Genomic DNA, 8,524 nt, shown 5'->3' with positions numbered 1-8,524 from the left:
GAGGCCGCCTCCTACCCGATCACCCTACAGTCGCGCCGTAATCAGCAGCCGTAGGGTGCGCTGCGCGCACCGAGACGGTCCCCGATTGCCGCGGATGTGTTACGCGACGGCGGCCACGGTGCGCATGGCGCACCCTACGGAAGCGTATCGAGACCATCCTGGAGAGCCGAGCTCCCTGCGAGCGCGGCGCGTCGAGTGCGATCAGGCTTTGCGCCCGTTCAGGATCAGCAGGGTCACCACGCCGCCGACGATGCCCCAGAACGCCGAGCCGATGGACAGCAGGGTCATGCCGGAGGCGGTGATCATGAAGGTCACCAGCGCCGCCTCGCGCTCGCGGGCGTCCTGCATGGCATTGGTCAGGCCATTCATGATCGAACCGAGGAGTGCGAGCGCGGCGATCGACAGTACCAGCTCGCGCGGGAAGGCGGCGAACAGCGCGGCCAGGGTGGCGGCGAAAGTGCCGGCGATGGCGTAGAAGATGCCGCACCAGAAGGCCGCGGTGTAGCGTTTGTTCTTGTCTTCGTGGGCGTGCGGGCCGGTGCAGATGGCGGCGCTGATCGCCGCCAGGCCGATACCGTGGGCGCCGAACGGGGCGGTGATCAGCGAGATGATCCCGGTCGCGCTGACCAGCGGGGAGGCGGGTGTCTGGTAGCCGTCGACGCGCAGCACGGCGACGCCGGGCATGTTCTGCGAGGTCATCATCACCACGAACAGCGGAATGCCGATGCTGACCACGGAGGCGAAGGAGAAGCTCGGCGTGGTCCATACCGGTGCTGCCAGTTCCAGGGTGAAGTGGCTGAAATCCAGCAGCCCCAGGGCGCCCGCCAGCACGCAGCCGACCAGCAGCGCCACCAGCACCGCATAGCGCGGTGCCAGACGCTTGGCGATCAGGTAGGAGAAGAACATGCCCAGCACCAGCCCGGTACGGTGCTGCGCGGCGACGAAGATTTCGCTGCCGATCTTGAACAGGATGCCGGCGAGCAGGGCGGCGCACAGCGAGCCGGGCAGCTTGCGCATGATCTTCTCGAAGCTGCCGGTAAGGCCGCAGAGCAGTACCAGCGCGCCGCTGAACAGGTAGGCGCCGATCGCCTCGCTGTACGGCACACCGGCAAGGCTGGTCACCAGCAACGCCGCGCCCGGCGTGGACCAGGCGACGGTCACCGGCGTGCGGTAGTACAGCGACAGGCCGATGTTGCACACCGCCATGCCGATCGACAGCGCCCAGATCCACGAGGCGATCTGGCCGCCGCTGAGCCCGGCGTTCTGCCCGGCCTGGAACATCAGCACCAGCGAACTGGTGTAGCCAACCAGCATGGCGATGAAGCCGGCCACTACGGCTGAGGGCGCACTGTCGGCGAACGGACGCACCCGCGCCGTCGTCATCTGATTCATCGGAACGCTCCCTGAACATCCGCGAAAATGGGGTAAAGCGAGGCCACCAGCAACAGCGCCATGCCGACGTTGAACACACGCAGGATGCGTGGCCGCTCCAGCCAGCGCCGCAACAGGCTGCCGGCAACCGTCCAGAGGCCGACGCTGGGGCAGTTTATCAGGGCGAACAGCGCGGCAATCAGCAGCACGTTGACGATGAAATTCTCCTGGGGCGCATAGGTGGTGATGGCGCCTATCGCCATGATCCAGGCTTTTGGATTGACCCATTGGAAGGCGGCGGCCTGAAGGAAGGTGAACGGCCTGCCACGCGCGTCGGCGCGGGTTTGCGGCGCGGCGGAGCCGGCAATCCTCCAGGCGAGGTAGAGCATGTAGGCCGCGCCGAGGTAGCGCAGCGCGGTGAACAGCAGCGGCACGCGCTCGAACAGCTGGCCGAGGCCAAGGCCGACGGCGATCACCAGTAGCATGAAGCCCAGGCTGATGCCGAGCATGTGCGGCAGCGTGCGACGCACGCCGAAGTTAACGCCTGACGCGAGAAGCATCATGTTGTTCGGTCCGGGCGTTACCGAGGTGACGAAGGCAAAGGCGATCAGGGCGACCAGCAGGTCCGGGCTCATGGGGCGTTCTCCTTGGGAGCGGAAAGCCTAAGGGCGCCCCTGGATGGCGTCGCCATACAGCCGGTTTTGCTTTGAGCGGTACAGTCGAGGACTGTTATTGAACTGTATCGGTAGGTACTGTCTGCACTGTCCAGTGTCATGGAGATCGGAACATGGAAGAAAACCCCTACAGCGCGCCCCAGGTCGCACTGGTCGATGACCACCGCCCCTCGAAACTGCCTGGTTGGAGTGTCGCGCAACTGGAACTGCTCGGCTGGCTGAGCCTGGTTTCGGTGCTCGGCACACTGGTGCTGCTGGTGCTGGCGTTCGTCGGCGGACTGACCGCGCAGGCCGGGCTGGAGCGCTACTCGAACTGGCTCGGCCTGGTCATGGTGCTGCTGGGGGATTACCTGTTGCTGCGCCTGAACAGCTTCGCCCAGGCCCGGTTCGAGGCGCGCGGGCTGAGCGCGCCGGTGTGGACGGTGGTGGCGCTGAGCCTGCTGATGGAAGCCTTCGACCTGACCTTCGGCAACCGCTCGTTCACCCATTTCAGCTGGGAAACGCTGGTGTACTTCGGCCTGGTGTTCGCGCTTGGCGCCAGCAGCACCTGGTACGGCATTCGGCTGCTGAAGGTGCAGAACGTCTATCCGGTGTTCCGCCTGATGGCCTGGCTGGAGATCGTCGGCGGGCTGATGATGGCGACCCTGGTGCTGATGCTGCTGGGCATGCTGCCCCTGCTCGGCGCCACGCTGGCGATGATGGTGGTGTTCTTCAAGGGCGCGGCCGAGGTGCGCGAGCAGATCGCCTGAGACGTCAGTCCTCTTCGCTGCCGGCCAGGCGCCCGGCGCTCAGCGCCCGGTTCACCGCCAGCCAGCCTTCCACCGCCTGCTCGCCGGTCTCGGCGAACACCCGCTGGAGGATTCGCGCCTGCTCGCGACGCAGGGCCTGCTCGAGCTTCGCACCTTCGGCGGTGAAACCGAGCAGGCGCTTACGTTTGTCATCCTCGGCGGTCACGCTCTGCACCAGGCGCATCTCCACCAACTGGCGCAACGGGGTACTCAGCGCCTGTTTGCTGACGCCCAGGTAGCCGAGCAGCTCCTTCACGCTGAGCCCCGGATAGCGGGCGATGAAGAACAGGATGCGATGGTGCACGCGGGACAGTCCGCGCCGCGCGAGCATCTCGTCGGGCTTGGCGGTGAAGGCCTGGTAGCCGAAAAAGAAGGCTTCCATCGCCTGGCGCTGATCGGTCGATTTTTTTAGGTCAGTCATATTGACGTTTATACAACGGGCAGCGTAGTTTCGGTCAAGCAGTTTGACCAAAATTCCACGCCTTGCCCCGGTGACATCATGGCCTTTTCCGAACGCGTTTCCCGTCTCAAGAGTTCCCTCATCCGCGAAATTCTCGCCGCGGCGCAGCGTCCGGAAGTGATGTCCTTCGCCGGCGGGCTGCCGGCCGAATCCATGCTGCCGGCGATGAACTGGAGCGCGCTGCCGGCGAGCATCGGCCAGTACGGCATGAGCGAAGGCGAGCCGGCGCTGCGCGAGGCGATTGCCGCCGAGGCGCGCGCGCTGGGCGTGGCCTGCGAGGCCAGCCAGGTGCTGATCGTCAGCGGATCGCAGCAGACCCTCGATCTCGCCGCCAAGCTGTTCATCGATCCGGGCACCGAAGTGCTGCTCGAAGCGCCGACCTACCTGGCGGCGCTGCAGGCATTCCAGCTGTTCGGCGCCGACTGCATCGGCGTGCCGCAGGAAGCCGATGGTCCGGAACTGAGCGCCCTGCGCGAAGCGCTGGAGACCCGCAAGCCGGCCTTCGCCTACTTGATCCCGACCTTCCAGAATCCGTCCGCGGTGCGCTACAGCGAGGTCAAGCGCGATGCCGTGGCGGCGCTGCTCGACGAATTCCAGGTCACCCTGATCGAAGACGAACCCTATCGCGAGCTGACCTTCGACGGCGGTAGCGCCACGCCGATCGTCACGCGCCTGAAAAAAACCAGCTGGATCTACACCGGCACCGTGTCCAAGACGCTGTTGCCGGGCCTGCGCGTGGGCTTTCTGATCGCCACGCCGGACCTCTATCCGCACCTGCTGCGCCTGAAGCAGTCGGCCGACCTGCATACCAACCGCATCGGCCAGTGGCAGGCGCTGCAGTGGCTGGGCAGCGAGCAGTACCGCGCGCACCTGGTCGAGTTGCGCAGCTTCTATCGCACCCGCCGCGATGCGATGCAGGCCGCGCTGGAAGAGCATTTCGGTGACCTCGCCAGCTGGGAAGTGCCGCAGGGCGGGCTGTTCTACTGGCTCAAGCTGCATCGTCCGCTGGACACGCGCACACTGTTGAATCCGGCCCTGGCGCAGAATGTCGCCTTCATGCCGGGCGAGCCTTTCTTCATCGATCCGGAGGCCAATCCGGGTTACCTGCGGCTGAACTTCAGCCATGTGGCGCCGGAACGACTGAGCGAAGGCCTCAGGCGGCTGGCAGGCGTGATACGCGAAGCCCAGGCCGCCGAGGCGGCCTGAGTACGGATACATAGGGAGCATCGGCATGTACAAGGTTTACGGCGATTTCCGTTCGGGCAACTGCTACAAGGTGAAACTCATCCTCAACCTGCTCGGCAAGCCTTACGAGTGGGTGACGGTGGACATCCTCAAGGGCGGCACCAAGAGCCCCGAGTTCCTCGCGCTGAATCCGAACGGCAAGATTCCGGTGCTGCAACTCGAAGACGGCACCACGCTGTGGGAATCCAACGCGATCCTGAATTTCCTCGCCGACGGCAGCGACCTGCTGCCGACCGAGCCGCGCCTGCGTACCCAGGTGCTGCAGTGGCAGTTCTTCGAGCAGTACAGCCATGAGCCGTTCGTGGCCGTGGCGCGGCGCATCAAGTGGCTGGAGGGCATGCCGGAGGCGCGTCGCGAAGAGTACGAAGGCAAGCTGATCGACGGCTACCACGCCTTCGCGGTGATGGAACAGCAGTTGCAGCGCACGCCGTATCTGGTGGGCGAGCAGTACACCATCGCCGACATCGCGCTCTACGCCTACACCCACGTCGCCGACGAAGGCGGTTTCGACCTCGCCGGTTTCCCCGCGATCCAGGCCTGGATGAAGCGGGTGGCGAGCCATCCGCGGCATGTCGGGATGCTCGACTGAGAAACGAAAAAACCGGCCCTGGAGGCCGGTTTTTTCTTGCCGCTCGATGGCGGGCGCTTCAGTTCACCAGGCTGAGGAACTCGGCGCGGGTGTCGGAGTTCTCGCGGAACTCGCCGAGCATCACCGAGGTGACCATCGAGGAATTCTGCTTCTCCACGCCGCGCATCATCATGCACATGTGCTGCGCCTCGATGACCACCGCGACGCCGGCGGCATGGGTGATGCTCTGCACGGCATCGGCGATCTGCCGGGTGAGGTTTTCCTGGATCTGCAGGCGGCGCGCGTACATGTCCACGATGCGGGCGACCTTCGACAGGCCGAGGACCTTGCCGCTGGGCAGGTAGGCGACGTGCGCCTTGCCAATGAACGGAAGCATGTGGTGTTCGCACATCGAGTACAGCTCGATGTTCTTCACCAGCACCATCTCGCTGTTGTCGGAGCTGAACAGCGCGCCGTTGGTGACTTCTTCCAGCGTCTGCTGGTAACCGCGGCAGAGGTACTGCATGGCCTTGGCCGCCCGTTTGGGGGTGTCCAGCAGGCCCTCGCGGTTCACGTCCTCGCCGATCTCGGCCAGGATTTCCGTGTAATTCTTTTCCAGGGACATTGATCTACCTAGGGATGTACGCAGATAAGCACGGCAGGGTAGGTCGGCGCCGTCTGGCTGGCAAGCCTGATGCGTGCGCACCGGCTGATGGACGCAACTCCGCCGCTTCGCTGCCGTCGATTGCGGCCGGGTGTCGCGGCCCGCTAGCATGGGCGTTTTCCTGTTTCGGAGTCACCATGCTGGCCCAGTTGTTCGCCGTTCTGGCCCCCGTTCTGATCACCGCCGGACTCGGTTATGGCTGGGCCCGCAGCGGCCATGCGTACCCCACCGATTTCATCGCCAAACTGGTGCTGAACATCGCCACGCCCTGCCTGATTCTTTCCACCCTCAGCCGCGCGCAGCTCGATCGTCATGCCTTCGCCGAGATGGCCATCGCCTGTGTGCTGGTCACCGTCGCCATGGGCGTGGTCGGGTTGATCGCCAGTCGGGTGTCGGGCAAGGATTGGCGGGTGCTGGTGCCGGGCTTCCTGTTTCCCAACTCCGGCAACATGGGCCTGCCGATGAGCCTGTATGCTTTCGGTGAGCACGGTCTGGCGCTGGCAGTAGCGTTCTTCATGGTCCTCTCGGTGGGGCATTTCAGCATCGGGCCGGCGATTTCCGGCAGCGCGCCCCCGCTGAAGAAGGTCTTCAGCAATCCGATCCTGATCAGCCTGGTGCTGGCCCTGCCGCTGGTGATCTTCGACATCGACCTGCCGCGCTGGCTGGACAACAGCCTCGATCTGCTGGCCGGGATGACCATTCCGCTGATGCTGCTCACTCTCGGCGTCTCGCTGGCATCGATCCGCGTGCATCATCTGGGCAGCGGGATGCTGCTCGGCGGGTTGCGAATTCTGTGCGGGGCCGGTGTCGGTTGGCTGGTCGGCGTGCTGCTCGGCCTGCCGCCGCTGAGTCTGGGCGTGCTGGTGATGCAGTCGGCGATGCCGGTGGCGGTGTTCAACTATCTGTTCGCGGTCCGTGCGAACCGCTCGCCGGAAGACGTGGCGAGCCTAGTGCTGTGTTCGACGTTGCTCTCGTTCGTGTTTCTTCCGTTGCTGCTGCTCTGGCTGCTGCCCGCGTCGAGCTGAGGGGCAACGGCTTCAGCCGATGAAGCCGGTGAGGTTCGGGACGATCAGGATCAGGGCGATGGCCACCACGATCAATCCTGCCTGGCGCATTTTCGGCTTTTTGAACATAGGCACGGCCTTTCTTCTTGTTGTTGACGGTGCTGCGACCGGTCGGCACGCGGGCGGCGCTGCCGGTCGATAGCGTCTGTTCGAGTAGACTCCACGCGCCGTGTCCTGTTGCACCGCCTCGCTGTGCCTGCCCCAACCCGGACCTTTACGCCGCAATTCCCCGTTCCAGAGCCTCTCCAGGCGCCTCGCCCTGCGTGGCAGCGGGCTGCCGTTCGTCTGAGCGTCGCGGTCAAGTCCGCTGAGCGCATCGGTCATTGCCTCCTGCACAGGCGCGATTAAGGTGAACTCACCCCGGCCTGCCGCCGGTTCGTTCGTGATCAAAACGAGAACAAACCATGACCGAAGCAATGATTTTCGACGCGGTGCGCACGCCCCGCGGCAAGGGCAAGAAGGACGGCGCGCTGCACAGCGTGAAGCCGGTGAACCTGATGGCCGGGCTGTTGCGCGCCATCCAGCAGCGCAATGACCTGGACACCACGCAGGTCGACGACATCGTGCTCGGCTGCGTGACGCCGGTGGGCGACCAGGGCGCCGATATCGCCAAGACCGCCGCGCTGGTGGCCGACTGGGACGAGCAGGTCGCCGGGCAGCAGATCAACCGTTTCTGCGCCTCCGGTCTGGAAGCGGTGAACATCGGCGCGATGAAGGTGCGCTCGGGCTTCGAGGACCTGGTGCTGGTTGGCGGCGTGGAATCCATGTCGCGTGTGCCGATGGGGTCGGATGGCGGTGCCTGGGCGATGGACCCGGAAACCACCCTGCATACCCAGTTCGTCCCGCAGGGGATTGGCGCCGACCTGATCGCCACCCTCGAAGGGTTCAGCCGTCAGGACGTCGATGCCTTCGCTCTGCGCTCGCAGCAGAAAGCCGCCCGGGCCCGCGCCGAGCAGCGCTTCGCCCGCACGCTGGTACCGGTGACCGACCAGAACGGCATCGTCCTGCTCGACAACGACGAGTTCATCCGCGCGGATTCCACCCTGGAAGGCCTAGGCGCCCTCAAGCCGAGCTTCGAGATGATGGGGCAGATGGGCTTCGACGCCACGGCGCTGCGCAAGTACAGCTACCTGGAACGCATCGAGCACGTGCACACGCCGGGCAACAGCTCGGGCATCGTCGATGGCGCCGCGGCCATGCTGATCGGCTCCGAGGCCAAGGGCCGCGAGCTGGGCCTGAAGGCGCGCGGTCGTATCGTCGCCACCGCGGTGACCGGCAGCGATCCGACCATCATGCTCACCGGCCCGGCGCCGGCCACGCGCAAGGCGCTGGCCAAGGCCGGGCTGCGGGTCGAGGACATCGACCTGTTCGAGGTCAACGAGGCGTTCGCCTCCGTGGTGATGCGCTTCATGCGCGAGATGGGCGTCAGCGAAGACAGGGTCAACGTCAACGGCGGCTCCATCGCCATGGGCCATCCGCTCGGCGCCACCGGCTGCATCATCCTCGCCACGCTGCTCGACGAGCTGGAGCGCCGCCAGTTGCGCTACGGCCTGGCCACGCTCTGCGTCGGCGGCGGCATGGGTATCGCCACCATCATCGAACGCCTCTGAGGAGCGATCACGGGCTACTGCGCTCGGCCATGCCGCGTTGGAAAATTCACCGAGAATGCTCATTGGCTACAGCCAACTCC

General features: G+C 65.3%; 9 protein-coding genes. 5 read left to right on the top strand and 4 right to left on the bottom strand.

The window, feature by feature from the left end; genetic code table 11:
• Positions 1-201: 201 nt before the first annotated feature.
• Entirely contained in the window at positions 202-1,392 is a 1,191-nt protein-coding gene (locus B2X67_RS06795) for a benzoate/H(+) symporter BenE family transporter (RefSeq protein ID WP_273234719.1), read from the bottom strand.
• Positions 1,389-2,006 (bottom strand): LysE family translocator, encoded by a 618-nt coding sequence (locus tag B2X67_RS06790; protein ID WP_286785018.1) that lies wholly within the window; start codon positions 2,004-2,006, stop codon positions 1,389-1,391. The genes B2X67_RS06795 and B2X67_RS06790 overlap by 4 nt, the downstream gene beginning before the upstream one ends.
• Before the next feature lie 152 nt (positions 2,007-2,158).
• Between B2X67_RS06790 and B2X67_RS06785 the strand changes: the two genes are divergently transcribed.
• Positions 2,159-2,794, top strand: coding sequence for a hypothetical protein (locus B2X67_RS06785; RefSeq protein ID WP_273234722.1), 636 nt, complete (start codon positions 2,159-2,161; stop codon positions 2,792-2,794).
• 4 nt (positions 2,795-2,798) lie between these two features.
• On the opposite strand, the gene B2X67_RS06780 is transcribed toward B2X67_RS06785, so the two are convergent.
• On the bottom strand, positions 2,799-3,254 hold the full coding sequence (locus B2X67_RS06780) for a MarR family winged helix-turn-helix transcriptional regulator (RefSeq protein WP_273234723.1): 456 nt from the start codon (positions 3,252-3,254) through the stop codon (positions 2,799-2,801).
• Positions 3,255-3,332: 78 nt separating this feature from the next.
• Here B2X67_RS06780 and B2X67_RS06775 point away from each other — a divergent pair, with 78 nt between their 5' ends.
• Together B2X67_RS06775 and B2X67_RS06770 are read left to right on the top strand one after the other, a co-directional pair.
• Positions 3,333-4,499, top strand: a complete 1,167-nt coding sequence (locus tag B2X67_RS06775; protein ID WP_286785017.1) for a PLP-dependent aminotransferase family protein — start codon at positions 3,333-3,335, stop codon at positions 4,497-4,499.
• 25 nt (positions 4,500-4,524) lie between these two features.
• On the top strand, positions 4,525-5,127 hold the full coding sequence (locus B2X67_RS06770) for a glutathione S-transferase family protein (protein ID WP_273234726.1): 603 nt from the start codon (positions 4,525-4,527) through the stop codon (positions 5,125-5,127).
• Positions 5,128-5,185: 58 nt separating this feature from the next.
• On the opposite strand, the gene folE is transcribed toward B2X67_RS06770, so the two are convergent.
• On the bottom strand, positions 5,186-5,731 hold the full coding sequence (gene folE / locus B2X67_RS06765) for a GTP cyclohydrolase I FolE (RefSeq protein ID WP_090231059.1): 546 nt from the start codon (positions 5,729-5,731) through the stop codon (positions 5,186-5,188).
• Positions 5,732-5,907: 176 nt separating this feature from the next.
• On the opposite strand from folE, the gene B2X67_RS06760 reads away from it, so the two are divergent.
• A complete protein-coding gene (locus B2X67_RS06760; protein ID WP_273234729.1) occupies positions 5,908-6,795 on the top strand; it encodes an AEC family transporter in 888 nt (295 codons plus the stop codon).
• Between the two features lie 443 nt (positions 6,796-7,238).
• On the top strand, positions 7,239-8,444 hold the full coding sequence (locus tag B2X67_RS06755; RefSeq protein WP_286785016.1) for an acetyl-CoA C-acetyltransferase: 1,206 nt from the start codon (positions 7,239-7,241) through the stop codon (positions 8,442-8,444).
• The last annotated feature ends 80 nt before the right edge of the window (positions 8,445-8,524 follow it).

Source organism: Pseudomonas sp. UBA3153 (assembly GCF_002364635.1).
Lineage (GTDB): Bacteria > Pseudomonadota > Gammaproteobacteria > Pseudomonadales > Pseudomonadaceae > Pseudomonas_O > Pseudomonas_O kuykendallii.
This window is presented reverse-complemented; position numbering and strand designations above follow the sequence as displayed.